The 24,764-nt window shown below is 70.1% G+C and carries 24 protein-coding genes and 1 pseudogene; 8 read left to right on the plus strand and 17 right to left on the minus strand.

Going from position 1 to position 24,764, the window contains the following annotated elements:
• Window positions 1-14 precede the first annotated feature (14 nt).
• Entirely contained in the window at window positions 15-1,127 is a 1,113-nt protein-coding gene (locus YWY_RS0105640; RefSeq protein ID WP_038044557.1) for an ABC transporter permease, read from the minus strand.
• Window positions 1,124-2,038: an ABC transporter ATP-binding protein gene (locus YWY_RS0105645; RefSeq protein ID WP_028846815.1), complete on the minus strand. Its 915-nt coding sequence runs from the start codon at window positions 2,036-2,038 to the stop codon at window positions 1,124-1,126. The genes YWY_RS0105640 and YWY_RS0105645 overlap by 4 nt, the downstream gene beginning before the upstream one ends.
• Window positions 2,039-2,263: 225 nt before the next feature.
• Between YWY_RS0105645 and YWY_RS0105650 the strand changes: the two genes are divergently transcribed.
• The 3 genes and pseudogenes from YWY_RS0105650 (at window position 2,264) to YWY_RS0105660 (ending at window position 4,782) form a co-directional block, all read left to right on the plus strand.
• Complete coding sequence (locus YWY_RS0105650; protein ID WP_084609001.1) at window positions 2,264-2,965, plus strand: sensor domain-containing protein; 702 nt, start codon at window positions 2,264-2,266, stop codon at window positions 2,963-2,965.
• Window positions 2,962-4,115, plus strand: a pseudogene (locus YWY_RS20475) (sensor histidine kinase). Before YWY_RS0105650 ends, YWY_RS20475 begins: the two are co-directional and overlap by 4 nt.
• 22 nt (window positions 4,116-4,137) lie before the next feature.
• Window positions 4,138-4,782: a response regulator transcription factor gene (locus YWY_RS0105660; protein ID WP_028846817.1), complete on the plus strand. Its 645-nt coding sequence runs from the start codon at window positions 4,138-4,140 to the stop codon at window positions 4,780-4,782.
• Here the strand turns inward: YWY_RS0105660 and YWY_RS20480 are convergent.
• Genes YWY_RS20480 through ftsE form a run of 4 tightly spaced genes read right to left on the minus strand, consistent with a single transcriptional unit; the run spans window position 4,760 to window position 7,817 of the window.
• The gene (locus tag YWY_RS20480) at window positions 4,760-5,671 is read right to left on the minus strand and encodes an amidohydrolase family protein (RefSeq protein ID WP_038044559.1); all 912 of its coding nucleotides are present in this window, start codon (window positions 5,669-5,671) and stop codon (window positions 4,760-4,762) included. The two genes, YWY_RS0105660 and YWY_RS20480, sit on opposite strands and share 23 nt — an antisense overlap.
• On the minus strand, window positions 5,668-6,153 hold the full coding sequence (gene smpB / locus YWY_RS0105670; protein ID WP_028846818.1) for an SsrA-binding protein SmpB: 486 nt from the start codon (window positions 6,151-6,153) through the stop codon (window positions 5,668-5,670). The genes YWY_RS20480 and smpB overlap by 4 nt, the downstream gene beginning before the upstream one ends.
• A gap of 29 nt (window positions 6,154-6,182) precedes the next feature.
• Window positions 6,183-7,088: a permease-like cell division protein FtsX gene (gene ftsX / locus YWY_RS0105675; protein ID WP_028846819.1), complete on the minus strand. Its 906-nt coding sequence runs from the start codon at window positions 7,086-7,088 to the stop codon at window positions 6,183-6,185.
• A gap of 39 nt (window positions 7,089-7,127) precedes the next feature.
• On the minus strand, window positions 7,128-7,817 hold the full coding sequence (gene ftsE, locus YWY_RS0105680; RefSeq protein ID WP_028846820.1) for a cell division ATP-binding protein FtsE: 690 nt from the start codon (window positions 7,815-7,817) through the stop codon (window positions 7,128-7,130).
• A gap of 145 nt (window positions 7,818-7,962) precedes the next feature.
• Between ftsE and YWY_RS23080 the strand changes: the two genes are divergently transcribed.
• The gene (locus tag YWY_RS23080; protein WP_051309813.1) at window positions 7,963-9,087 is read left to right on the plus strand and encodes an alpha/beta hydrolase; all 1,125 of its coding nucleotides are present in this window, start codon (window positions 7,963-7,965) and stop codon (window positions 9,085-9,087) included.
• A gap of 32 nt (window positions 9,088-9,119) precedes the next feature.
• Here the strand turns inward: YWY_RS23080 and prfB are convergent, their stop codons facing one another.
• The 3 genes from prfB to YWY_RS0105700 form a co-directional block, all read right to left on the minus strand.
• On the minus strand, window positions 9,120-10,226 hold the full coding sequence (gene prfB, locus YWY_RS0105690; protein WP_038044635.1) for a peptide chain release factor 2: 1,107 nt from the start codon (window positions 10,224-10,226) through the stop codon (window positions 9,120-9,122).
• Window positions 10,227-10,249: 23 nt separating this feature from the next.
• Window positions 10,250-10,777 (minus strand): PadR family transcriptional regulator, encoded by a 528-nt coding sequence (locus YWY_RS0105695; protein WP_038044637.1) that lies wholly within the window; start codon window positions 10,775-10,777, stop codon window positions 10,250-10,252.
• A 141-nt stretch (window positions 10,778-10,918) separates the two neighbouring features.
• Entirely contained in the window at window positions 10,919-11,776 is an 858-nt protein-coding gene (locus YWY_RS0105700) for an SDR family oxidoreductase (protein WP_169725217.1), read from the minus strand.
• A gap of 81 nt (window positions 11,777-11,857) precedes the next feature.
• Between YWY_RS0105700 and YWY_RS23975 the strand changes: the two genes are divergently transcribed.
• On the plus strand, window positions 11,858-12,298 hold the full coding sequence (locus tag YWY_RS23975) for a hypothetical protein (protein ID WP_028846824.1): 441 nt from the start codon (window positions 11,858-11,860) through the stop codon (window positions 12,296-12,298).
• A gap of 36 nt (window positions 12,299-12,334) precedes the next feature.
• Here YWY_RS23975 and YWY_RS0105710 read toward each other — a convergent pair whose 3' ends face one another.
• On the minus strand, window positions 12,335-13,255 hold the full coding sequence (locus YWY_RS0105710) for a helix-turn-helix domain-containing protein (protein WP_084609005.1): 921 nt from the start codon (window positions 13,253-13,255) through the stop codon (window positions 12,335-12,337).
• Between the two features lie 569 nt (window positions 13,256-13,824).
• Here YWY_RS0105710 and YWY_RS0105715 point away from each other — a divergent pair.
• From YWY_RS0105715 to YWY_RS0105725, 3 genes are all read left to right on the plus strand, one after another.
• Window positions 13,825-14,688 (plus strand): SAM-dependent methyltransferase, encoded by an 864-nt coding sequence (locus tag YWY_RS0105715; protein ID WP_028846826.1) that lies wholly within the window; start codon window positions 13,825-13,827, stop codon window positions 14,686-14,688.
• A gap of 313 nt (window positions 14,689-15,001) precedes the next feature.
• Window positions 15,002-17,296 carry a glycoside hydrolase family 3 N-terminal domain-containing protein gene (locus YWY_RS0105720; protein WP_028846827.1) on the plus strand — a complete coding sequence of 765 codons (2,295 nt, stop codon included), beginning with the start codon at window positions 15,002-15,004 and terminating at the stop codon, window positions 17,294-17,296.
• A gap of 403 nt (window positions 17,297-17,699) precedes the next feature.
• Window positions 17,700-18,353 carry a helix-turn-helix transcriptional regulator gene (locus YWY_RS0105725; RefSeq protein WP_084609006.1) on the plus strand — a complete coding sequence of 218 codons (654 nt, stop codon included), beginning with the start codon at window positions 17,700-17,702 and terminating at the stop codon, window positions 18,351-18,353.
• 98 nt (window positions 18,354-18,451) lie between these two features.
• On the opposite strand, the gene ptsP is transcribed toward YWY_RS0105725, so the two are convergent.
• From ptsP to pfkB, 7 genes are all read right to left on the minus strand, one after another.
• Window positions 18,452-20,131, minus strand: a complete 1,680-nt coding sequence (gene ptsP, locus YWY_RS0105730; RefSeq protein ID WP_028846829.1) for a phosphoenolpyruvate--protein phosphotransferase — start codon at window positions 20,129-20,131, stop codon at window positions 18,452-18,454.
• The gene (locus tag YWY_RS0105735) at window positions 20,128-20,475 is read right to left on the minus strand and encodes an HPr family phosphocarrier protein (RefSeq protein ID WP_028846830.1); all 348 of its coding nucleotides are present in this window, start codon (window positions 20,473-20,475) and stop codon (window positions 20,128-20,130) included. Before YWY_RS0105735 ends, ptsP begins: the two co-directional genes overlap by 4 nt.
• A gap of 100 nt (window positions 20,476-20,575) precedes the next feature.
• Window positions 20,576-21,622, minus strand: a complete 1,047-nt coding sequence (locus YWY_RS0105740; RefSeq protein ID WP_028846831.1) for a zinc-dependent dehydrogenase — start codon at window positions 21,620-21,622, stop codon at window positions 20,576-20,578.
• Window positions 21,619-22,068, minus strand: coding sequence for a PTS mannitol transporter subunit IIA (locus tag YWY_RS0105745; RefSeq protein WP_028846832.1), 450 nt, complete (start codon window positions 22,066-22,068; stop codon window positions 21,619-21,621). Before YWY_RS0105745 ends, YWY_RS0105740 begins: the two co-directional genes overlap by 4 nt.
• A complete protein-coding gene (locus tag YWY_RS0105750; protein ID WP_028846833.1) occupies window positions 22,058-22,366 on the minus strand; it encodes a PTS lactose transporter subunit IIB in 309 nt (102 codons plus the stop codon). The genes YWY_RS0105745 and YWY_RS0105750 overlap by 11 nt, the downstream gene beginning before the upstream one ends.
• A 5-nt stretch (window positions 22,367-22,371) precedes the next feature.
• The gene (mtlA, locus tag YWY_RS0105755; protein ID WP_028846834.1) at window positions 22,372-23,517 is read right to left on the minus strand and encodes a mannitol-specific PTS transporter subunit IIC; all 1,146 of its coding nucleotides are present in this window, start codon (window positions 23,515-23,517) and stop codon (window positions 22,372-22,374) included.
• A gap of 25 nt (window positions 23,518-23,542) precedes the next feature.
• Window positions 23,543-24,538 carry a 1-phosphofructokinase gene (gene pfkB / locus YWY_RS0105760; protein WP_245566565.1) on the minus strand — a complete coding sequence of 332 codons (996 nt, stop codon included), beginning with the start codon at window positions 24,536-24,538 and terminating at the stop codon, window positions 23,543-23,545.
• Window positions 24,539-24,764 lie beyond the last annotated feature (226 nt).

Below are 24,764 nucleotides of genomic sequence, written 5' to 3' on the forward strand. Positions count from 1 at the left end.
CGGTTTGTTCCCGCTCACGAGTCCTCCCAGGAGAACACCCGGGCGGCGATGAACCCGACGACCACCGCGAAGGCGACGAGCACCGCGCTCGGCAGCAGGATCGCCTCCAGGCCCTCGCCGCGCACCAGCACGGCGCTCAGCCCGTCGTTGAGGTGCCGCATCGGGAAGATCATCGACAGCCCCTGCATCCACTCCGGGGTCTGGTCGATCGGGAAGAACGACCCGGACAGGAACGCCATCGGCAGGATGATCAGATTGGCCGCGCCGGACGCGGACTCCTCGGTCTTGCTGAACGAGCCCACCAGCATGCCGATGGCGAAGAACGCCAGCGTGCCCAGCGCCAGCAGCGGAATGGCCAGCCACCACTGCCCGGACAGCTGCAGGCCGAACACCGGCAGCACCGCGATCGCCACGAACACGACGGCCTGCATGAACGCCACCCCGATGGCCACCGCCAGCCGCGAACCGAGGATCGCCAGCGGCGACACCGGGGCCAGCCGGAGCCTGCGCAGCACCTGGTTCTTCCGCCACATCACCAGCGTCAACGCCGAGCCGAACACCGCCCCCATGGCGACCGCCCAGGCGAGCAGCCCCGGGGTGAGGAACTGGATCGGTTCCAGCGAGGAGTCCTCCACCTGCTGTGCGTCGACCCGGAACTGCGGTTCGACGCCGGCCGCGGCCAGGTTGGCGTTGTTGACCACCCCGTCCACCAGGCCGTTGATCACGCCTGCGGTCGTCTGGTTGCTGGCGGCGTAGCGCACCGTGACCGTCGAACCGTCGACCGCCACGAACCCGGGCAGGTCACCGGACTTCACCGCCTCCAGCGCGGCGTCGGCGTCGTCGAACTTGGTGATCTCCACCGCGCCGGTCTGCTCGAGAGCGGAGATCACCGGGCCGGAGCCGACCACGCCGAGCTCGGTCTTGTTCTCCCCGCCGTCGTTGAACAGCAGGCCGAAGATGACCAGGAACATCAACGGGAACAGGATGGTCCAGAACAACGTCGCCTTGTCCCGGATGAACCCCTTGAACGCCGCCCGCGACAGCGCCCTGAACGAATGCGACGCGGGCGGCGCGGTGGCCGTGGCCTGCCCGTCCGTGGTCTGGGTGTCCTCTTTGGCGACGGTCATGCCCGGTACTCCCTCCCCGTCAGCTCGAGGAACACGTCCTCGAGGGTGGCCGTCCGCACCTGCAGGCCGTCCAACGCCCGCCGCTCGGCCAGTGCGGTGAGTACCGGGGCAGGGGTGCGAGTGCTGATGGTCAACGACAGCTCGTCGACGCTGACCGATTCGACGCCGGGCAGCCTGCGGGCTTCCTTCTCGGCGAGGATGCCCGTGTTGAGGCTGACCCGCGTGGCCGCGTCCAGGTCGCGCACCAGCGCGGTCGGCGAGTCCAGGGCAAGGATCTTGCCGTGGTCCATGATCGCCACCCGGTCGCACAGGATCTCGGCTTCGTCGAGGTAATGGGTGGTGTAGACGATGGTCTTGCCGCGCGCCTTGATCGCCCGCAGCACGTCCCACAAGTTCCGCCGGGACTGCGGGTCCAGGCCAGCGGTCGGCTCGTCCAGGAAGACGATGTCCGGGTCGTGCACCAGCGCGCAGGCGATGGACAGCCGCTGCCGCTGACCGCCGGACAGCTTGTTGTCCGGGGTGCCGGCCTTCTCCGCCAGCCCCACCAGTTCCAGCATCTCCAGCGCACGCTCCGGCGGGCAGCCGTACAGCGCCCCGAAGGTCTCCAGCTGCTCGCGCGCGGTGAGCTTCTCGAAGAACGCCGACGCCTGCAGCTGCACGCCGATCCGCGGCAGCAGCCGCACGTTGCGCGGCCAGGGCGACTCGCCGAGCAACCGCACGGTTCCGGAGTCCGGCTTGCGCAGGCCTTCGGCGATCTCCAGGGTGGTCGTCTTGCCCGCGCCGTTCGGCCCGAGGATGCCGAAGAACTCCCCCTGGCGGACGGAGAACGACACTCCGTTGACCGCCCGCACATCGCCGTAGGACATGTGGATGTCCTCGACGACGAGGGCATCACCCGGTTTGCTGTTCATGGTGGGTGATTCTGCCCGCTTGGCGGGCGGCGGCGCATCCGGGTATCTCCCCGGGGCTGCCTCCGGGAATTTCCCGCCCCCGGCGTCGGGCCGTCCACGGTCACGTCCGCCAGGATCGCCGCCGGAATTTCCCGGACCCCCCCGGGGGGGGTGGGGCTTTCCCCACCAGGAATCGGCCCGCATGCCGCATGGTCCCGCGCCGCGGAGCCGACCAGGCTGGACGCCATGAACCCGACAGCTGTGACCAACCGGATCGACGACGCAGGCCGTACCGTCACCCGGATCGAGTACGACGGCTCCCGCAGCCGCCCGCCGGTGCTCGGTGCGCTGGTCTACCTGCTGCTGAACTTCCCGCTTGGCATCGCCTGGTTCGCCGGGCTGGTCACGCTGCTGTCCCTCGGTGTCAGCACCGCGATCGTCTGGGTGGGGATCGGCGTGCTGGCCATGACCATGCTGCTGTGGTCGGCGGGTGCCCAGCTGGAACGACGCCGCGCGGAAGCACTGCTGGGCACCGTCATCGCCGACGGGCGGCGGGTGCTCCCGGACCGACCGCTCAAGCAGCGGTGGCAGGAACGGCTGCGCGACCCGCAGAGCTGGCGTGACCTGCTCTACCTGTTCGCGCTGCTCCCGCTGGGCATCGTCGAGTTCATCCTGCTGCTCGTCCCGTGGGCGCTGGGCCTGGGGTTCGCCACGCTGCCGATCCAGGTCCGCTGGCTGCCGGGCGAGCCCTGGTACTTCCCATCCAGCGACCTGCCGTGGATCGAGGTCGGCTCCGCGTTCGAGGCCATGCCGTGGGCCGCGCTCGGCCTGGTGCTGCTGGTGTTCGCCGCCCGGTACACCCAGTGGCTGGCGGGTGTCCATGCCCGGTACGCGCGATGGCTGCTCGGCCCCCGCCCCCACGGCGCGGTGGCAGGATCGTCTGCATGACCGTCGAGCAGCAGGCGAGCTACTGGGCGCGGCAGCCGGGCGTGCTGCGGTCGCTCGCGTTCATGATCACCGGCTTCCCGCTGCGTCTCGTGCAGTTCGTGACCCTGGCGGCGCTGGTGACGGTCGGGGGCCCGCCACGCTCCTCTGGGTGGGCATCCCGCTGCTCATGCTCGCCACCGTTCTGGTGCGCTGGTTCGGCGACAACGAACGACGGTGGGTGACGACCATGCTCGGCCGGGAGATCCCGCCCGCCGACCGGGTGCCCACCGAAGGCCGCGTCCTGCGCCGGTGGATGATCCAGCTCTCCGACCCCACCACGTGGCGGGACTTCGCCTACCTGCTGCTGATGCTGCCGATCGGGCTGCTGGAATTCGCCCTGGCCGTGATCGGCATCTTCATCGTGCCGATCGGGTTCTTCGTCGTGCCCGCCGTGGGCTGGCTGCACGCCAACCTCGCCTGCGCCCTGCTCGGCCCGGACAAGGCCCGGCGGGCTGAGGCCCGCGCCCAGCGTCTGCAGGCTTCCCGGGCGCGCGGGGTCGACGCGGCCGAGGCCGAACGCAGGCGCATCGAGCGCGATCTGCACGACGGGGCCCAGCAGCGGCTGGTCTCCGTGGCGATGACCTTGGGCCGGGCCAAGACCAAGCTCGACACCGATCCCGACGCGGCCCGCGCGCTGCTCGAGGAGGCGCACGCGGACGCCAAGCGGGCCGTGTCCGAACTGCGCGACCTGGCGCGCGGCATCTACCCGGCGGTGCTCGGCGACCGGGGCCTGGATGCCGCGCTGTCCGCGGTGGCGGCCAAGTGCCCGGTGCCGGTCACCGTCGAGGTGCAGCCCGACCTGATGGACAACCGTCCGCCCGACGCGGTGGAGACCACCGCCTACTTCATCGTCTGCGAGGCGCTGACCAACGTCGCCAAGCACGCCGAGGCCACCAAGGCCGAGGTCGCGGTGTGGCGGGAGGACGACAAGGTCGTGGTGCAGGTGACCGACGACGGCCGCGGCGGGGCGCAGATCCGCGAAGGCGGTGGCCTGGCCGGGCTCGCCGACCGCGCGGCCACCATCGACGGGGTCGTCACCGTGCTCAGCCCTTCGGGTGGACACAGCGGAAGCGGGACGGTGCTTCGTGCGGACCTGCCGTGCTCCTGGTGAGCGGCCGCTAGAGTGCGATGGCATGCGGGTCGTGATCGCCGAGGACGCCGCCCTGCTGCGCGAGGGAGTACAGCGGCTGCTTGCCGATGCCGGAATCGAGACCGTGGCGGCGGTCGGCGACGGCGAGAAGTTCCTGGCGGCCGTGCAGGAGCACAGGCCGGATCTGGCCATCGTGGACGTGCGCATGCCGCCGACCCACACCGACGAAGGGCTGCGCGCCGCGCTCCGCGCCCGCGAGCTCGTCCCCGGCCTGCCCGTGCTGGTGCTGTCCCAGTACGTCGAGGAGCGCTACGCGGTGGACTTGATCTCCGGTGGCACCGGAGGCGTGGGCTACTTGCTCAAGGAGCGGGTCGCGGACGTGGACGAGTTCATCGACGCCGTGCGCCGGGTCGGCCGCGGCGGCACGGTGTTCGACCAGGAAGTGATCGCGCAGCTGATGACCCGGGGCAGGCGCAACCCGCTGGACGAACTGACGCCGCGGGAACGCGAGGTGCTGGAGCTGATGGCGCAGGGATTGTCCAACTCCGCCATCGCCAGCAAGCTCGTCGTCTCGCACGGCGCGGTGGAAAAGCACATCGGCAACATCTTCGCCAAGCTCGGCCTGGACGGTTCGGGCGACGAGCACCGCAGGGTGCGGGCCGTGCTCACCTACCTCGAGCGCCGTTGAGCAGCGCCTTGGGCGTCTCGTAGAGCACTGCTCGCAGGAACGGCTCGCCCAGCCGCTCGTCCGCGTCCGCCCACTGCGCGATGGCACGCAGCTGCGTCGCGTACGGGTACGGGATGTTCGGAAAGTCCGTGCCCAAGGCGACACGATGCGGGACGTCCGCCAGCCGCGCGGCCCAGTCCGCCGGCAGCTTCATCAGGCGCTCGCTGAACGGCGTGCCGACCATCGTGGTGTCCAAGTACACGCGGGGATAGCGCTCCAGCAGCGCCAGCGCCCGGTCGAACTCCGGCATGCCTGCGTGCGCAAGCACCGCGGTGAGCCGCGGATGCTTGGCCAGCACCTCGGCGAAGACGTCCACCCCGGTGTACTCGCCGCGCAGCGGGCCGTGACCACAGTGCACGACGACCGGCACCCCGGCGTCCGCCAGCATGCCCCAGGCCGGATCGAGCACCGGGTCACGCGGATCGAAGGCGCCGACTTGGACGTGCACCTTCACGCAGCGCGCACCGGCGCGCACAGCTTCCTCGACGTAGCCGGACACATCCGGTTCCGGATACAGCGTGGCGGTCGGCACCGCGTCCGGCACCTCCTCGGCGAACTGGCGCACCCACTCGTTCAGCCACCGCGCCATGCCCGGCTTGTGCGGGTACACCAGCGGCGCGAACCGCTCGACGCCGAACTGGCGCAGCATCGCCAGCCGCCGCTGCTCGGTGTGGCGGTACCAGACCGGCCAGGAGACGCCGTAGTGCCGCTCGGCTTCGTCGAAGTACGCCCAGACCTTGCGCATCACCCGCTGCGGCAGGAAATGCACGTGGATGTCGACCAGCCCGGGCAGCCCGAGTTCCCGCGCCCAGCCGGCGATCACGCCGTCGGAAGCAGGACCGAACCTCACCGCCTGCCGTACCGTCCCTTCGCCGCGCGCCCCATCACCTTGGCGACCTCCCGCTGGGCGTCCCGCTTGGCGATGTCGTGCCGCTTGTCGTAGGCCCGCTTGCCGCGCGCCAGCGCGAGCTCCACCTTGACCTTGCCGTCCAGGAAGTACAGCGACAGCGGCACCAGCGACAGCCCGCTCTCCCGGGTCTTGCCGATCAGCTTCTCGATCTCCCGCTTGTGCAGCAGCAGCTTGCGGTTGCGGCGCACGTCGTGGTTGGTCCACGTGCCGTAGGTGTACTCCGGGATGTGCACGTTGCGCAGCCAGACCTCGCCGTCGTCGACCGTGGCGAACGCGTCGGTCAGCGACACCTTGCCCGCCCGCAGGCTCTTCACCTCGGTGCCGACCAGCACGATCCCGGCCTCGTAGGTGTCCAGGATCTCGTAGTTGTGCCGCGCCTTGCGGTTGGTCACGATGACCTTGCGACCCCGTTCCTTCGGCATTGCTCCAGCCTAACGATCGCCGCGACGCGTCAATGCCGCACGTACAGCCGCAACGTCACGTAGCCGACCAGCGCCGAGATCACCATCGAGGTGATCATCAGGATCGGGCCGACCACCACCGCGGTGTACAGCGCGTCGGGGAAGCGCAGCAGCCCTTGGATCTGCTCCTCGAACGCATCCGGCACGAACAACGGCGGGATGATCAGCAGCCCGGCGATGGCGATCACCGCGCCGATCAGCCCGGCGAACATCGCCTCGAGCAGGAACGGCAGCTGGGTGTACCAGCGGGTGGCCCCGACCAGGCGCATGATGCTCACTTCGGTGCGCCGAGTGAACGCCGACACCTGGATCATGTTCGCGATCAGCAGCAGCGCGGCGATCAACAGCACCACGGAGATGACGAACGCGCCGTTGCGGAACAGGTTCAGCCCTTCCACCAGCCGGTCGACGTCCTCGCCGCCGTCGTGGATCTTGTCCACGCCCGGCTGGTTGGCGAACTCCTGCACGATGGCCGCGGAACGCTGCGGGTCGACCAGCCGCACGTCGAGTGACGCGGGCAGCGCGGTCGGCGAGAGCAGCTCGAGCATCTCCGGGTCCTCGGCGAACAGCTCCCGCGCCTTCTCCACCGCCTCCTTCTGGCTGGTGAAGACCACGTCGTCGACCGCGGGGTGGTTCTGCAGCGCCTGCTGCAGCGCCGCGCACTGCGGGTTGGTGGTGCACTGCTCGGCGTTGCGGCTGATGTCCTTGTTGAGGAAGATCCGCACCTCGAGGTCGTCGATGAAGTTCTGCTCGGTGCGGTTCACCGTCTCGGTGAACAGCAGGCCGGCGCCGAACATCATCAGCGAGATGGCCGTGGTGAGAATCATCGCGATGGTCATCGTGACGTTCCGGCGCAGGCCGGTGACGACCTCGCTGAAGACGAACTGGGCGCGCATCTGACGGACTGTCCTCGGGTAGGGGTCGGTAGGTGGGAACTACAGGTCTATGCCGTACACACCGCGGGCGTCGTCGCGAACCACACGGCCCTGATCGAGCTCGACCACCCTGCGGCGCATCGAGTCCACGATCGTCTGGTCGTGGGTGGCCATGACGACCGTGGTGCCGGTGCGGTTGATCCGCTCCAGCAGCAACATGATGTCCTGGCTGGTGTCCGGGTCCAGGTTCCCGGTCGGCTCGTCGGCCAGCAGCACCAGCGGCCGGTTGACGAACGCGCGGGCGATGGCCACCCGCTGCTGCTCACCGCCGGACAGCTCGTGCGGCATCCGGTCCGCCTTGCCCTCCAACCCGACGAGCTCGAGCACTTCCGGCACCACCTTGCGGATGGTGTGCGCGGGCTTGCCGATGACCTCCAGCGCGAAGGCCACGTTCTCGAACACCGTCTTGTTGTTCAGCAGCCGGAAGTCCTGGAACACGCAGCCGATGGTCTGCCGCAACCGGGGGACCCTGCGGCGGGCCAGCTTGACCACGTCGTAGTTGGACACGAAGACCCTGCCCTTGGTCGGCACTTCCTCCCGCAGCAGCAGCCGCAGCAGGGTGGACTTGCCCGACCCGGACGGCCCGATGATGAACACGAACTCGCCCTTGTCGATGTCCACCGACACCGAGTCCAGGGCAGGCCTGGACGAGGTCTTGTAGAGCTTGGTCACGTTCTCCAGCCGGATCACAACGGGCAAGCCTACGCCATCGGTTCGTCAAGCCCCGGTTACCCGGGAACGCCGGTGTTGCGATTCACGGGTGACCGGGTGAACACCAGCGGAGCAGGGCACGTGCTCTTTACCGAAGACGCGGTGAACAGGGCAGGAATTGACGATGCGCGCCAAGCAGCCACGGGTACGGTTCGGGATGCGAACCCTCGGCATTGCGGCGGCCACGGTGGCCGCCGCCGTCTCCGCCGCGGTGCCCGCGACCGGTCCGGCCGATTCCACCTCCACCAACGGTGCCCCGACGGTCGGGGTCGTGGAGTACAACCTGGGCGACGACGCGTTCACCGATCGCCGCTGGCTGCACGGGTTCGGCGAGATGCGCGCGGTCGTCCACTATCCGGAGAAGCTCACCAGGGACAAGGGCACGGCCAAGCTTCCGGTGGTCGTGCTGCAGCACGGCAACCAAGTGCCCTGCTACAGCCTCGACGCCGCTGACCGCACCTGGCCGTGCCCCAGGGGCGTCGAGCCGTATCCCAGCAATCGCGGACTGGACTACCTGGGGGAGGCCCTGGCCACGTCCGGCTTCGTGGTGGTGTCGCCCAGCGCGAACGGGATCAACAACTTCATGGGCGCGGCGAGCCAGAACGCCCGCATGATCGCCGCGCACCTGCGCCTGTTGCAACAGCTGAGCACCACCGGCGGCGGTCCGCTCTCCGGCGCGTTCACCGATCCGGACACCGGATTGCCGAAGGCGGTGGACTTCACCGGCGTGCTGGACCTCAGCCGGGTCGGCGTGCTCGGACATTCCACCGCCGGAGAGGCCGCGATGTACCTGGCGTCGGAGGACAACCGGCACGAGCTGCCCGCAGGGGTCAGCATCAAGGGTGCGCTGTCGCTGGCGTCCCCCGCGCCGTCCGGGTTCTTCTCCACCTTGGTCACCGACGAACCGATCGCGGTGGTCTCCTCCGGCTGCTGGTCGCGCGGCAACGAGATGTACTTCCAGCAGGCCAGGGCCTACGGCGGGAAGCGAGGCTTCCTGCTCCGGGTACGCAAGGCCAACCACAACTTCTACAACACCGAGTGGACCGTCGGTCCTGGCCCGACCGACGGCGACGACAGCGGATGCCCTGCCGCCAAGGGCCGGCCCACCGCGGAGGACCAGCGACAGCTGGCGGTCACCTACGCACGCGCGTTCTTCCGCTACGCGCTCTACGACGACTACTCCGGCCTGCCGATCCTGACCGGAGACGAACCGGCCGGTGACGTCGAGACCGACGTCGAGACGTACTGACCGGGCTACTCGGCCTGACGTATCGACCGGGGCTACTTGGCCTGCGCCGCGGCGTTCTTCTTGCGCCAGCGGATCCCCGCCTCCAGGAAACCGTCCAGGTCGCCGTCCAGCACGCTCGCCGGGTTGCCGACCTCGTAGTCGGTCCGCAGGTCCTTGACCATCTGGTACGGGTGCAGCACGTAGGAGCGCATCTGGTTGCCCCAGCTGGAGCCGGAGTCCTTCAGCGCGTCCAGCTCGGCCCGCGCCTCCTCCCGCCGCCGCTGCAGCAGCTTGGCCTGCAGCACTTTCATCGCGGCCATCTTGTTCTGCAGCTGCGACTTCTCGTTCTGGCAGGACACCACGATGCCGGTCGGCAGGTGCGTCAACCGCACCGCCGAGTCGGTGGTGTTCACGCTCTGCCCGCCCGGCCCGGAGGACCGGAACACGTCCACCCGGATGTCCTTCTCCGGGATGTCGATGTGGTCGACCTCCTCGACCTCGGGCAGCACCTCGACGTGCGCGAACGACGTCTGGCGCCTGCTCTGGTTGTCGAACGGCGAGATGCGGACCAGCCGGTGGGTGCCCTGCTCCACCGAGAGCGTGCCGTAGACGTAGGGAGCGGTGACCTTGAACGTGGCGGACTTGATCCCGGCTTCCTCGGCGTAGGAGATGTCGTACACCTCGGTCGGGTAGTTGTGCCGCTCGCACCAGCGCAAGTACATGCGCAGCAGCATTTCCGCCCAGTCGGCGGCGTCCACTCCCCCGGCCTCGGCGCGGATCGTCACCACCGCGTTGCGGTCGTCGTACTGGCCGTCGAGCAGCGTGCGGACCTCCAGGCCGCCCGCGTCCTTGGCCAGCTGCTTCAGCTCCTGCTCGGCCTCGGCCAGGCTGCCGGCATCGCCTTCGTCCCGAGCCAGCTCGTAGAGGACCTCCAGGTCCTCGAACCGCCGACGCAAATCGGTGATCTGCCGCAGCTCGGCCTGCTTGCGGGACAGCGTGCTGGTGACCTGCTGGGCCCGCTCCTGGTCGTCCCACAGCGACGGGTCGGACGCCTCGCGCTCCAGGTCGGCCACCTCGGCGCGCAGCGCGTCGAGGTCCATCACGGCCTCGATCTGCGTCAGCTTGCCCGCGATGTCCTTGAGCTCGGCTTCGAAGTCGATACCACTACTCACAACGCACCAGGTTACCGGGACGTCGCAGACGCCACCGGCGGGCTGGAGCTGAGCGCGTCCACCAGCTTCAGTGCGGCGTTGGCGTGCGCTTGGGCGAACGCCGCCACCGCGCGCGCGGTCTCGTCCCCCGTGGCCCGTGCCGTCCTGGCCGCGGACTTGGCTTGAGCGATCGCTTCCTGGTAGTGCGCGCGCACTTCGTCGACCACCGCCGCCCGCTGCCGCCCGGTCAGCCGGTGCGCGTTGACCAGGCGCAACAGCATGGTGCTGCGCAGGTGGTCGGCCGCCGCGGCGGACTTGAGCCACTGCTTGAATGCCGTCCGCCCCGCGGGCGTAAGCACGTACTGCTGGCTGGCCCGCGCTCCGCGCTTGCCCGGCCGCACCAACCCGGCCCTGGCGAGCTCGGGCAGCTCGCGATACACCTGGCTGCGGGTGACGCTGAAGAACGCGCCGTACCGTTGCCTGGCGGCCGCGACCAGCTCGCCACCGGTGGCCGGGCCGTCGTGCAACAGCCCGAGCACCGCGGCGGAGGTGGCGTTCAGGTCGGTCACGAGATCACCGTGCCACCGGTCACCACCGATGTCCACCGGACGGACGTCGCCGACAGCCGTACCCGACGGAAATCCACTGTGGAGGGACGCTTCCGGCACGCCCGCGGTGCCGGAACGGTCACGACGGGTACGTCACCGGTAGTCGGCCACCCACTCCGCTGAGCGCCGCCACAGTTCTTCCGCCAGCTCGGTCGTCGCGTGTTCGCTGGGCTCCTTCGGCGCGCAGTCCGCGTAGTAGCGGCCGGACTCCCCGGCCAGCTCGGGCGCCGTGGCGCAGTGCACCGAGGTGGCCGCACCGGCCTCGGTCGACCGCATGAACAGCTTCATGATCGGGCGGATCGGCCACGGCACGCCGCGCCAGACGTCGGACGCCACCATGCCGGGGTGCACCGCGTAGGTGGTCACCCCGGTGCCGTCCAGTCGCCTGGCCAGCTCCTGACTGAACACCACGTTGGCCAGCTTCGACACGGTGTACTCCGGCAGGCCGGTGCGGCTGGCCGTCGGGCGGCGCACCGCGGCGAAGTCGATCCCGCGCGCGGCGAAATGCGCGTCGCTGGACACCGTGACGACGCGCGCGGGAGCGCTGTCCTTCAACCGGTCCAGCAGCAGCTCGGTCAGCAGGAAGTGGCCGACGTGGTTGATGCCGAACGCCAGCTCGAACCCGCTGGCCGTGAGGCCCCGTTGGCCACCGACCCCGGCATTGTTCAGCAGCACGTGCAACGGCTTGTCGTCGCCGAGGAACTCCAGGGCGCACGCCCGCACGGACGTCAGATCGGCCAGGTCCAGCCGCAGGAAGCGCGGCCGCCGTCCGGTGATCGCGGTGATCTGCTCGACGACCGGGCGTGCGCGTTCCTCGCTGCGGCACGCCAGGTAGAGGTCGGCGCCGCGCCTGGCCAGCTGGACCGCAGTGGCCCTGCCGATCCCGGTGTTGGCGCCGGTGATCAGCACGACCCGGCCGGACAGGTCACCGGAGACGTTCTCGTCGGACACACCCACCTCGCTTCCCGACGTCATAGGCTGGCCCGCACCAGCCTATGGTCATCGCACATCGCCTCGTGGAGGAGAACGGGGATGAGCACGCCCAGCGAACGCAGGCAGGCGATCGACGAGTGGGTGGCACGCACCGAGCGACGGGCACAGGCCTATCGCGACCTGGCCGCGGAGATCACCACGATCGCTGCCACCGCGGCGTCGCCACGCGGGGTCGCGCGGGTCACCACCGATCAGGCGGGCCTGGTGACCGGCATCCAGATCCTGGACGCACACCGGCAGCTGAGCGGCGACGAGCTGGCCAGGGAGATCATGACGGCGATGCGCAGCGCACAGTCCCGCGTTCAGCAGCAGGTGCTGGACCGGGTACGCGAGCACCTGGCCGACGATCCCGAGGCCGCGGCTTCCGTCGCCGACCAGTACCGCCGCCGGTTCGGTGCCGAGGGCGCGCCCAGGCAGCAGAACGGGCCCGCGCGCTCGGACGCCGACGACGAGGGATTCGGCAGCGTGTTCGACGACTGACGAGGCTGGGCAGGCTCCGGGCGGCGCGCGCCGCGGTCACAGCTCCTGCAGGATCGCGTTCAGCAGGTCGCGGGTGCGGCGCGGGTCCAGCGCCTGGACCGACACCCGGTCCATCACCGCCAGGTAGTTGTCGATGTCCTGGCGCTTGTCCAGGTAGAGCGCGCTGGTGAGCTGCTCCAGGTACACCACGTCCGGCAGCTCCGACTCCGGGAACCGGAGGATGGTGAACGACCCACCGGACGCCGCGTGGCCGCCCACCGAGTACGGCAGCACCTGAATGGTGACGTTCGGACGCCTGGACATCTCCACCAGGTGCTCGATCTGGCGGCGCATGATGGCCCTGCCGCCGATCGTGCGGCGCACGGCGCCCTCGTCGAGAACCGCCCACAGGTTCGCCGGCCCGGCCTGCCTGGTCAGGATCTCCTGGCGGCGCATGCGCACCGCGAGCCTGTCCTCACCCTTCTCCGGACCGTCCTCGCTGTGCGCGGACTGAATGACCGCGCGGGCGTACTCCTCCGTCTGCAGCAGGCCGGGAACGAACTGCGCCTCGAAGCAGCGGATGATCTTCGCGGCCTGCTCGAGCCCGACGTACGTCTCGAACCAGTCCGGAAGCGACTCGTCGTACTTGTGCCACCAACCGCGCTCCTTGGCCCGCCTGGCCAGCGTGACGAACGACTCGACCTGCATCGGGTCGGTGACCCCGTACAGATACAGCAGGTCGCGGATGTCGCGCTCCTTGAAGCTGACCCGGCCGCATTCCATCCGGCTGATCTTGGAGTGCGACGCACGGATGGCTTCCCCGGCCGTCTCGCGGGACACGCCCGCGGCCTCCCGCAGCCGACGCAGCTGCGCGCCGAGCGCCATCCGCAGCACGGTAGGCCCACCACCGACAGCGGCCATGGACACCGGCTCGGTGCCCTTCACCGCGAAGTGATCGTCCGGTTGGGCGAGAACCATGAAGCGACCCTCCGTCGTTGAACGCACACAGTGTGCCATGACCCCCTGCCAGCACGGCAACCCCACCGAACGGTGCCGAACCAGGGTCACCCGAATAGCGGATTGATCATTGTCAGTCGACGGCCGCGCCGTCGGCCGCCACGGCAAAGATCGCCTGCCCGTTCGCGCTCGGGCCACTCCGTCCAGCACATCGTCGAACCCGACATCCTGGTCGTCTGCCGGTTCGCGCGCGAGCCGCTCACTGCTTCGGCGCACTCGCCACACGCGTGGTTTCTCCCCGCCGCCGCGGTGTGGTTTCGCCCCTCGCCACACGCGTGGTTTCGCCCCCCCGCGACGCCGTCGAGGGCACGCCTTCCTGCCCTGTTCGCCCGCCGAACGCCGCACGTCACGGGCCACGCGACGGATCGTTGACAGCGCCGTGACTCAATTGCGATTGCCGATGCACTTGCACCGAGAGTTGATCTCCGGCCACAGTAAGTGCTGGCAACGAAGCCGTGCGAGAATCACAGCCCGAATCGGACAGCACCACCGCACCGGACGTGCCGACAAGACGGGGGGCGCAGCGCACCATGACCACCGGGGACCGCGCCGACGTATCGATTCCGCTCGATCGGCCGACGGCCGCCCGTGCCTACGGCTGGCTCCTCGGCGGCAAGGACAACTTCGCCATCGACCGGGAGCTGACGTTCCAGATTCTCGAGGGATTCCCCGAGGCACTGGACGTGGCCAGGGAGAACCGGAAGTTCCTGTACCGCGCGGTGCGCTTCCTGGTCGAGGAAGTCGGCATCTCCCAGTTCCTGGACCTCGGCTGCGGCCTGCCGACGAACCAGAACGTGCACCAGGTCGCCCAGAAGTTCAATCCGGACGCGCGCGTGGTGTACGTGGACAACGACCCGATCGTGCTGGCGCACGGCCGCGCCCTGCTGGCCGACAACGACAACACCACGGTGATCACCGCCGACTTCCGGGAGCCGGAAGCGGTGCTGGAGCACGAGGAGACGAAGCGGCTGATCGACTTCTCGCAGCCGCTGGCGATCCTGTTCCTGTCCATCGGCCACCACTTGAAGGACGTCGACGACGTCGGCAAGGGCGCCAGGTACGCACTGCGCCACATCATCGACGACATCGCCGTCCCCGGCAGCTGCCTGGCCGTCACCCAGGTGGCCTGTGACGATCCGGCGCTCGGCGCGGTCATGAGCGAGCAGTTCAATGCGGCGGGCATCCCGTGGCAGACCCGCACACCGGCGGAGTTCGACGAGCTCATGGCAGGGCTGGAGCCGGTGGAGCCCGGCCTGGTCGACATCAAGCACTGGCGGCCGGACCCCAACCAGCCGGAGCTGGACCCGGTGCCACCGGAGCTGTATCAGTACGTCGGCGCCGCCGAGCGCAACAAGAACATCTACGAGTACGGCGGCGTGCTGCGCAAGCCGTAGCGAGGGACCCCCTGCACTGTCCGGACCGCCCGACCCACCGCCGCGCTGATCGCCCCGTCCGGGCACCGGCGGAGGGTTCCGTACGCCGGTGTCGCGGTCGCTGAGCCACCCGCCGAGGGATGCCATGCCACGGACCGGGCCGACCCATCGGCTCACCGGTACGGGCACCTTGCCCGTTTCGTCCGGCCCTGCCTGACCTGCTGGGCAGTCTTGTCAGACAAGCGTGTGACCGCGATTGACCCTTCGCACGCGCAATTCCTAGCGTGCCTCCCACGCCGCGGAAGCGGGTGGATTCGAGGACGAAGGGACACCCATGCGCTTTCCCACACGGTCCGGCCGCAGGCGGTGGCGGTCGCCTCTCGCGCTCACCATCGGCGTCGCCGCCACGGTCACGGTGCTCACGGGGCCGACGAGTTCGGCCAGCGCGCCACCGATCTACACCGACAGCAGCAAGCCGGTCGCCGTCCGGGTCGACGACCTGGTCCGCCGGATGACCACCGAGGAAAAGGCAGGCCAACTGCAGCAGATCGCGGTGGCGCGGCTGCAGGGTGACTGCCAGTGGAGCGGCGGCGAGCTGAACCAGCAGTGCATGAAGGAGGTGCTCGCCGACCAGCACGTCGGATCGATCCTCTCCGGCGGCGGCATGACTCCGGCCGAGAACACGCCGGAGGAATGGGCGAAGATGGTCAACACCATCCAGCGCTACGCGATCAAGCACTCGCGCCTCGGCATCCCGATCGTCTACGGCGTCGACGCCGTGCACGGCCACAACAACGTGCTCGGCGCGACCATGTTCCAGCACCAGATCGGCCTCGGCGCGACGTGGAACCCGAAGCTGGTCGCCGACGTTGCGCGCGCCACGCAGCGCGCGACCGCCGCGACCGGCACGGTGTGGAACTTCTCCCCCGTCGCCGACCTGGCACGCGACCACCGCTGGGGCCGCTACTACGAGACCTACTCGGAAGACCCGCTGCTGGCCGGTGACCTGGCCGCCAGCGCGGTGAAAGGCACCGAGGACGGCAGCAGCGGCCGCAAGGTCGCCGCGACGGTGAAGCACTTCGCCGGCTACTCGCAGCCGCTCAACGGCCACGACCGGGTCCCGGGCGACATGTCGCTGCGCTACTTGCAGGACACCATCCTGCCCGCGTACAAGGCGGCGATCGACGCGGGCGCGGACACCATCATGGTGAACTCCGGTGCCATCAACGGCGTCCCGGCGCACGCGTCGAAGTACCTGCTCACCGACGTGCTGCGCAAGCAGTGGGGCTTCGACGGCGTGGTGATCAGCGACTGGGACGACGTGGAGTACCTGGTCACCAAGTACCGGGCGGCGGCAAGCTACCCGGAGGCGGTGGCCAAGGTGATCAACGCCGGGGTGGACATGGCGATGGTCCCGCCGGACGACCGGGAGTTCCACCAGGCGCTGCTGAAGGCGATCAAGGACGGCCTGATCCCGCGCAAGCGGATCGACGAAGCGGTGCGCCGCGTGCTGACGCTGAAGTTCAAGCTCGGGCTGTTCGACGACCCGTACGTGGACCCGGCCAAGGCCGACAAGATCGTGCTGGGTGCGGACAAGAAGCTGGCCAGGAAGGCGGCCGCGGAGTCGGCGGTGCTGCTGCGCAACGAGAACGACGTGCTGCCGCTGACCGCCAAGGCGCGCAAGATCGTGGTCACCGGGCCGAGCGCGGACAACCTGCCCAACCAGCTCGGTGGCTGGTCCATCGGCTGGCAGGGCGTGCCGGACGGCGTCGAGGTGCCCGGCACGACGGTGGTGGAAGGCCTGAAGAAGGGCGCCCCGGCGGGCACCAAGATCAGCTACGTGGCCGACGCCGACAAGGCGGTCGCGCAGGCGAAGAGCGCCGACGCGGTGGTCGTGGTGGTCGGCGAGAAGCCGGGCGCGGAAGGCGAGTCGGACGCGCCGCGGCCCGCGCTGAGCGCCGAGCAGCAGGACCTGGTGGCGCGGCTGCAGGACACCGGCACCCCGGTGATCGAGGTGGTGCTGGCGGGCCGTCCGCTGGTGCTCGGCAAGGCGAGCGAACCGGATGCGCTGCTGATGGGCTGGCTGCCGGGCACCGAAGGCGGGCACGCGATCGCCGACGTGCTGTTCGGCAAGGTCAACCCGAGCGGCAGGCTGCCGGTGTCGTGGCCGAAGGCGCTGGGCAACGACCCGCTGTTCTACCAGCAGCTGCCCGGCCCGAACTCGGGCCCCGAGTCCAGCTACCACGTGGCCTACCCGTTCGGCGCCGGCCTGTCCTACACCACGTTCGCCACGGGCACGCCGAAGCTGAACAGCAAGGTGGTCGGCCCGAAGCAGACGCTGACCGTCACGGTGCCGGTGAGCAACACCGGCAAGCGGGACGGCGTGCTGGTCGTGCCGGTGTACGCCGCTCGCCCGTCCAGTGACGTGCTCTTCCCGGACAAGAAGCTGGTCGGCTACACCCGGGTGGAGCTCAAGGCCGGGCAGAGCAAGCAGGTGTCGGTGCAGGTTCCCATCGCCCGCTTGGCGGTGACCTCGGGCGACATCACCGGCACCGGCCCGAAGAAGGTGCTGCCGGGCGCCTACCAGATCGTGGTCGGTGACGCCAAGGCCGACTTCACGGTGCGGTAGCCCACGCCGACCGGAGCACGGGCGCCAAGGGCCCGCCGGGGTGCACAGCGCACCTGGCGGGCCCTTCACCTGTCCGGCATGACGCGCCCGGCACATCCACAGTGGACTCGCAGCCCTCCAGGGTCACAGTGGACTCGCAGCCTTCAGAGGTGCCGGCGAAAGCGCTGGTCAGACGCCTGCCCGGACGACCAAGGCCGACCGCACGCCGAGATTGTCCGGCGGCAGCCGGAGACGAACGAACACAAACGAACGACGCGCCGGCTGAACGGCCCCATCACCCGCCGGCCGGATCACGCGACCGGTCCACCGAACCCTTCACGCCGCAGTGAAGATCCGAACAGTTTTCGTGAAGGTCGTTCGCGGATGCTGACCGTGACAACCGGACGGCATGCGCGGAGGAGCCATGAAACGTCTTGCCCTGACGGTGTGCGCGACCGACCCGTGGCGACAGCGCGGCGTCATCCACCTGGTGTCCGGGGAACGGACGGACACCTCCGGCGCGGGCAAGACCGTCCCCGAGATCGTCGTCCTGCCGCCGCTGCGGCTGGCCGAGGCCGACGTGGCGGTGGTGGTGGCGGAGCGGGTGGACGCCAAGACGAACGAGATGCTGGCCAAGATCGCCAAGTTCGGCAGGGCGCGCACCGTGCTGGTGCTCAACGAGCTGGAGGGCCTCGATGTGCCGTCGGCGGTGCGGTACCGGGTGATCACCGTGCTGCCCGCCGCCGGGCTGACCGGGGAGGAGCTGCGGCAGGCCGTGCGCTCCGCCGCGACCGGACCGTTGCCTCCCGAGGAGGAGACGGTGCGGCTGGTCGAACAACTCGACCGGATCCAGCGCGGCCTGCTGCAGCCGGGCGGGGAGAACGCGCCGCAGCTGACACCGCGGGAACGTGCCCTGCTGCGTTTGCTCGCCGAGGGGTGCGACACCGCCGAGATCGCCGCCAAGCTGTGCTATTCCGAGCGTACGGTGAAGAACATCGTGCACGGCCTGCTCGAGCGGCTGAACTTGCGCAACCGGACACACGCGGTCGCATACGCGATGCGGGCCGGGGTGCTGTAGGACCACCGGCCCGCATCGCGGCCACATCACGTGGCAGGAGCCGCTGGGTCGCGGCCCTGCCTGCGCCGGGGAGCGCGTCAGGAAAGACCCGGTTCCGGTCAGGATTTCGCCGCCGCCCTGGCGTCCACCGGTGTCGCCGCGGCAAGCACCCGGTCGGCTCGGCGGCGGCATTCGTCCAACGTGACCTCGGCGAGCGCGGCCCGCACGGCGGGGATGGCCGTCGGCGCCATCGACAGGCTGGTGAAACCGAACCCGGCGAGCACCGGGGCGAGCAGCGGATCGGCGGCCGCTTCCCCGCACAGGCTGACCGGCTTGCCGAGCCGGCGCAGCGCGCCTGCCACCCGGGCGATCAGCTGCAGCAACGCGGGCTGCCACGGGTCGAGCAGGTGCGCGACGTCGCCGAGGGTGCGGTCGGCGGCGAACGTGTACTGCGCCAGGTCGTTGGTGCCGATGCTGACGAAGTCCACCACCTCGGCGATCTCGTCGATCCGCAGCGCCGCCGCAGGCACCTCGATCATCACGCCCACGCTGGACAGTCCGTGCTTGCGCGCCTGCTCGACGAACGCCGCCGCCTCGTCCGGGGTGGAGATCATCGGTGCCATCACCCGCACGTTGGCCTCGGTTTCCCCGGCCGCCGACGCGATGGCCGCGAGCTGGTCGTCCAGCAGCCGCGGCTGCACCGCGGCGGTGCGGTAGCCCCGAACGCCGAGCGCGGGGTTCGGCTCGTCGCCGAGCTGCACGAACGCCAGCGGCTTGTCCGAGCCCGCGTCCAGCGTGCGGATCACCACGTCCCGCCCGGGCAGCGCGGCCAGCAGCGTGCGGTAGGCCTCGCGCTGCTCGTCGATGCCCGGCGCGGAGGCCCGGTCCAGGAACAGCACCTCGGTGCGGAACAGCCCGACACCTTCGGCGTCGGAGTCGCCGGTGAGCGCGCTCAGGTTGTCCACCGAGCCGACGTTCGCCAGCAGCTGGACCCGGTGCCCGTCCGCGGTGCTGCCCGGGCCTTTGCTGCCGGCCAGCCGGGCAGCCAGCTCGGTGCGTTCCCGCTCCACCGCCTGCACCTCGTCGTCGGTGGGGTACCGGATCACCTCGGCGGTCTCCCCGACTTCCACCCGCACGACGACCGTCTCCCCGTCGGCCACGTCGGCCGCGCCCGGGCAGCTCACCACGGCGGGGATGCCCGCCGCCCGCGCGATGATCGCGCTGTGCCCGGTCGGGCCGCCGCGTTCGGTCACGATGGCCAGCACCTTCTCCACCGGCAACGTCGCGGTGTCCGCCGGGGCCAGATCACCCGCGAACAGCACGTAGGCCTCGTCCGGGTCCTCCGGCTGCGGCAAGCCGGGCATGGCCACGCCGAGCAACTTCGCGATCGTCCGGTTGGCCAGGTCCTCCAGGTCGCTGACCCGCTCGGCGAGGTAGCCGCCGGCGGCGCGCATCATCTCCTGGGCCTCGCCGATCGCGGCCCGGACCGCCCACGGCGCGGCGCGGCCGGACTCGACGGCGCGCTGCACCGAGCCACGCAGGCTCACGTCGCGGGCCATCATCGCCTGCGCCGCCAGCACGCCCGCCGCTTCCCCGGAGGCCCGCCCTGCGGTCTCCTCCAGCTCGTCGGCCACCTCGTCCAGCGCCTCGATCGCCCGGCGCAGCTCGGCGTCCCGGTCGGTCACGCTCGGCTCGGTCGTCGGCAGTTCCGGCGGCGGCACCATGCGGCGGGCGGGGCCCACGGCGAGGCCGGGGCTGGCGGCCAGGCCGGTCAACACCCGTGGTTCGGTGGCGGTCACGACTGCGCAGGCTCCTTGCTGTCGGCAGCGGACGCCGCGCCGGCGTCCGGGGCGTCCAGGTCGCGCGCGATCAGCTCGGCGAGCTGCCGCACCTCGCGCTCGGCCTGCTCTGCGTCGGCGGCGTCGGTGGACAGCACGACCTGCTCGCCGTGCTTGGCGCCCAGGCTCATCAGGGCGAGGATGCTCGCCGCGTCGACCGGGTCGGCGCCCGGACGGCCGATGCGGATCCCGACGCCGCGCTTCGCCGCCTCGGCGGCCGCGCCCGCCACGGCGGCCGCCGGCCGGGCGTGCAAGCCGACCCGGGAGCCGACCGTGACCTCGAGTTGGAACGTGGTGCCGGCCATGGTGATTCCTTCTTCCCTAACTTCTCCGGTGCTTGTCTGGCTGCCTGTGCTTGTCACGGACCGGTGTGGCAGTTCCTGGTGTGCCACGAGCCACCGAAGGTCACCGCGACGACTCGACGGTCACCTTGATCGCGCGGCCGTCGGCCACGGTCTCGATCGCCTCCAGCACGCTCTCCAGCGGCAGCCGGTGCGTGATCAGGTCGGCGACCGGGACCTCGCCACTGGCGATCAGCTCCAGCGCGCGCTTGTTGTGCGCCGGGCTGGACCCGTTCGCACCGACGATGGTCAGCTCGCGGTAGTGCACCAGGTTCGAGTCGCACGCGATGATCGGGTTGTCCTTGGGCAGACCGCCGAAGAAGCTGATCCGGCCCCGCCTGGCCACCATCCGCAGCGCGTCCTCCTGCGCCTTGCCGGACGCTGCGGCGGTGATCACCACGCTGGCGCCGCGGCCGTCGGTCAGCTTCAGCACCTCGTCGACCGGGTCGGTCTCCGCCGAGCAGATCGCCGCGTCCGGCTCGACCAGGTCGGCGGCCACCTTGAGCCGCTCGGCGTTCAGCTCGACCAGCGTGACGTGCTTGGCCCCGCGCGAGCGGGCCAGCCGCACGTGCAGGCAGCCGATCGGCCCGGCACCGACCACGACGACCGTGTCGCCTTCGCCGACACCGGCCAGCTCCTGGCCGTTGAGCACGCAGGCCAGCGGCTCGGCGACGGAGGCCTCCTCGAACGACAGGCCGTCCGGGATCCGGTTGAGACCGTCGACCGCGAGCACTTTGCGCGGCACGATCATGTACTCGGCGAAACCACCGTCGTAGTGGTAGCCCATCGATTCCTGGTTCGGGCAGATGGTCGGCCACCCTGCCCGGCATTCGACGCACTCGCCGCACGGGATCGCCGCGATCACCTGCACCCGGTCGCCGACCGACCAGCCCGTGACGCCGTCACCGAGCTCGACGATCTCACCGGCGATCTCGTGGCCGATCACCCGTGGCGGGACGATGTGGTGGTGGCCGTGCCGGGAGATCTTGACGTCGGTGCCGCAGGTGGAGCAGTTGCGCACGCGCAGCTTCACCTCGCCCGGGCCCGGGCTGGGCTCGGGTGCGTCCTCGAGCTTGATCTCGCCTGGCGCGTAGAACCGGGCGACCTTCATGCGTGAGCCTCCTGCTGATCGTTGCCCAGCAGCGACAGGACCGTCGCCGCGTCGGTGGCGGACCGCAGCACGGCCGCCTTGTCCGAGTCCATCAACACTTTCGACAGCGCCGCGAGAACCTCGACGTGTTCGCTGCCCGAGGCCGCGATCGCCACGCACAGGTGCACCGTGCCGGCGCCCCAGTCGACGCCGTCCGGGAACTGGACGACCGCGAGCTGAGTGCGCCGCACGTACTTGCGTGCCTCGTTGGTGCCGTGCGGGATGGCCACCCCTTCGCCGACGAAGGTGGAGACGACCTGCTCCCGCTCGTGCATCGCGGCCACGTACGGTTCGTCGACCGCGCCGAGGTCGACCAGCAGACGTCCGCACTGCTCGATCGCCTCGGCGCGGTCGGCCGCCGTGGCGCCCAACCGGATGGCGTCTGCGGTGAGGGTGTCAGTACTCAAGCTGACCGCCGTCCCGAATCGCCTTCTGCAGCTTGTCGAACACCGGGTCGCCGAGGAACATCGTGAAGCCGAGCACCGGCTTGTCCGGCTTGACCGCCTTGGCCCTGGAGACCAGCCCCTGCTGGCACAGCACCAGGTCGGCGTCGTCGGGGATCTGATTCACCGGCGAGTGCTGCACCTTCACCGAGTAGGGGGCCAGCGACGACGACAGCTGGCCGGCCAGCATGACGCTGCTGCCCATGCCCGCGTCGCACGCGACGACGACTTTCTTGATGGTGGATGCGTCCAATGTGCTCATGACGTTCAGCCCTTCTGCTTCGCGTTGCCGTCGACCTGTCCGCCCGCCGCGACTTGTTCCTGCAGTTCACGAGCCTTCTCCGCGCGGCCGAAGCCCAGCAGCACGGCGGCCACCAGGAACGACACCACGGTCGCGATCGCCACGCCCGCCAGCACGCCCAGGTGCCCACCCTTCGGGGTGACCGCCATGAGGGCGATGATGCTGCCGGGAGCCGGGGTGGCGGTGGTGCCCGCCTCGAAGACGACGAAGGTCAGCACGCCTGCCGCACCACCGGCGATGGCGGCCAGGATCAGCCGCGGCCGGGCCAGCACGTACGGGAAGTAGATCTCGTGGATGCCGCCGAAGAAGTGGATGATCATCGCGCCGGGGGCGGACGCGCGCATCATCCGCGGCCCGAACAGCAGGCAGGCCAGCAGGATGCCCAGGCCGGGCCCGGGGTTGGTCTCCATCAGGAACTGGATGGCCTTGCCGGACTCGGCCGCCTCGGCCGCGCCGAGCGGGCCGAGCACGCCGTGGTTGATGGCGTTGTTCAGGAACAGCACCTTGGCCGGCTCGATGATCAGCGAGGCCAGCGGCAACAGGCCGCTGTCCACCAGGAACTGCACGCCGCTGCCCAGCCACTCGGTGAGCGTGCGGACCACCGGCCCGATGCCCAGCATGCCGAGCACCGCCAGCGCGCCACCGATGATGCCCGCGCTGAAGTTGTCCACCAGCATCTTGAACGACGAGCTGGTGCGGTGGCCGATCTTGGTGTCGAACAGCTTGATCAGCCAGCCGCCGAGCGGTCCGACGATCATCGCGCCGAGGAACATCGGCACGTCGCTGCCGACCGCGACACCCACGGTGGCCACCGCGCCGACCACGCCACCGCGCTGGTCGTGCACCAGCCTGCCGCCGGTGTAGCCGATCAGCACCGGCAACAGGAACGTGATCATCGGGCCGACCAGCTTGGCCAGGGTCTCGTTCGGCCACCAGCCGGACGGGATGAACAGCGCGGTGATCAGGCCCCACGCAATGAACGCACCGATGTTGGGCATGACCATCGCGGCCAAGTTGCCGCCGAAACGCTGCACCTTGGTCTTGAGCCGGGACAGCGTGCTCTCGGTCGGGCCGGACGAAGTAGGCGACGGTGCCTCGTCTGCTCGAGTCATGGTCTCTCCTGCCGTCGGTGAGCAGTTAGTTGTGGTCGACCAGGAGCCGGTCGGCCGCGATCGTGGGGTGGATGGTCACCACGTCGGTGGTGACGTCCTCGGGTGTCGGCATGCGGGTGCCGGGCAGCGACACCGCGGCGGCCGCCCAGGCGAGTGCGGCGGTCAGCGCCCGCGGGCCGCTGGCCCCGCCTGCCAGGAAGCCGGCCAGCATGGCGTCGCCCGCGCCGACCGAACTGCGTGGCTGGGCGACGGCTTCGCCGTGCCAGGCCGCACCGCCCGGCTCGACAAGCACGGCGCCGTCGGGGCCCAGGCTGGCCAGCACCGAGCGGGCACCGGCCTGCTGCAGCATGCGGGCGGCCGCCACGGCGTCGCCGACGGTGAGCACTTCCCGGCCGGTGGCTTCCTGCAGCTCGGCTCGGTTCGGTTTCACCAGGTCGGGCCCTTCGGCGATGGCGGCGGACAGCGCAGGCCCGCTGGTGTCGACCGCGACCTTGACGTCGTGCGCGCGCAGCTCGCGGACCAGTGAGCCGTAGTAGGAGTCCGGGACACCGTCCGGGACGCTCCCGGCCACCACGACCCAAGCGGCCGTCGGCAGCTGGCTGATGACGCCGTCGCGGATCTGGGCGAGCTCCTCCTCGGTGAGCGCGGCGCCGCGTTCGTTGATCTTGGTGAGGGTGCCGTCCGGCTCCACCACGCTGATGTTCGACCGGGTGGGCTCGGCGACCGAGATGAGCACCGAGTGGATGTCGTCGGCCTCCAGCATCGCGGCCAGGTGCCTGCCTTCCGCACCGCCGACGGCCACCACGGCGCACGACGGGATGCGATGCGCCGCCAGCGCCCTGGTGACATTGATGCCTTTGCCGCCCGCCTCGACGTGCCCGCCGATCGCACGGACCAGGCCGCCCCGCTTCAGGCTGGGCACCTCGACCGTGCGGTCCACGCTCGGGTTCAGGGTGACGGTGAGGATCGTCCGCCCCGACGTGTCCCGGTCGCCGTACGACTCAGGAACCGCTCCTCCCACGCTGCCTCCTCCGGTCCTCGCCCTCGTGGGTGGACCGACCGTAGCACCGCAGATCTGTGTTTACAAGGGTTTCGCATAGTTTTTTGTTGCATCGGATTGATTTAGTTTGTATTGCCTGGTAGACGCGTACATTGCGGGTTGCCCGTTCGGCCAAGCGGCGGGTCCGTTGCGGTGGTACGGTGCAGTAACACCACGTAAACTCACAGAACCTCACCGCGAATCACAC

It is taken from the genome of Thermocrispum agreste DSM 44070 (genome assembly GCF_000427905.1).
Lineage (GTDB): Bacteria > Actinomycetota > Actinomycetes > Mycobacteriales > Pseudonocardiaceae > Thermocrispum > Thermocrispum agreste.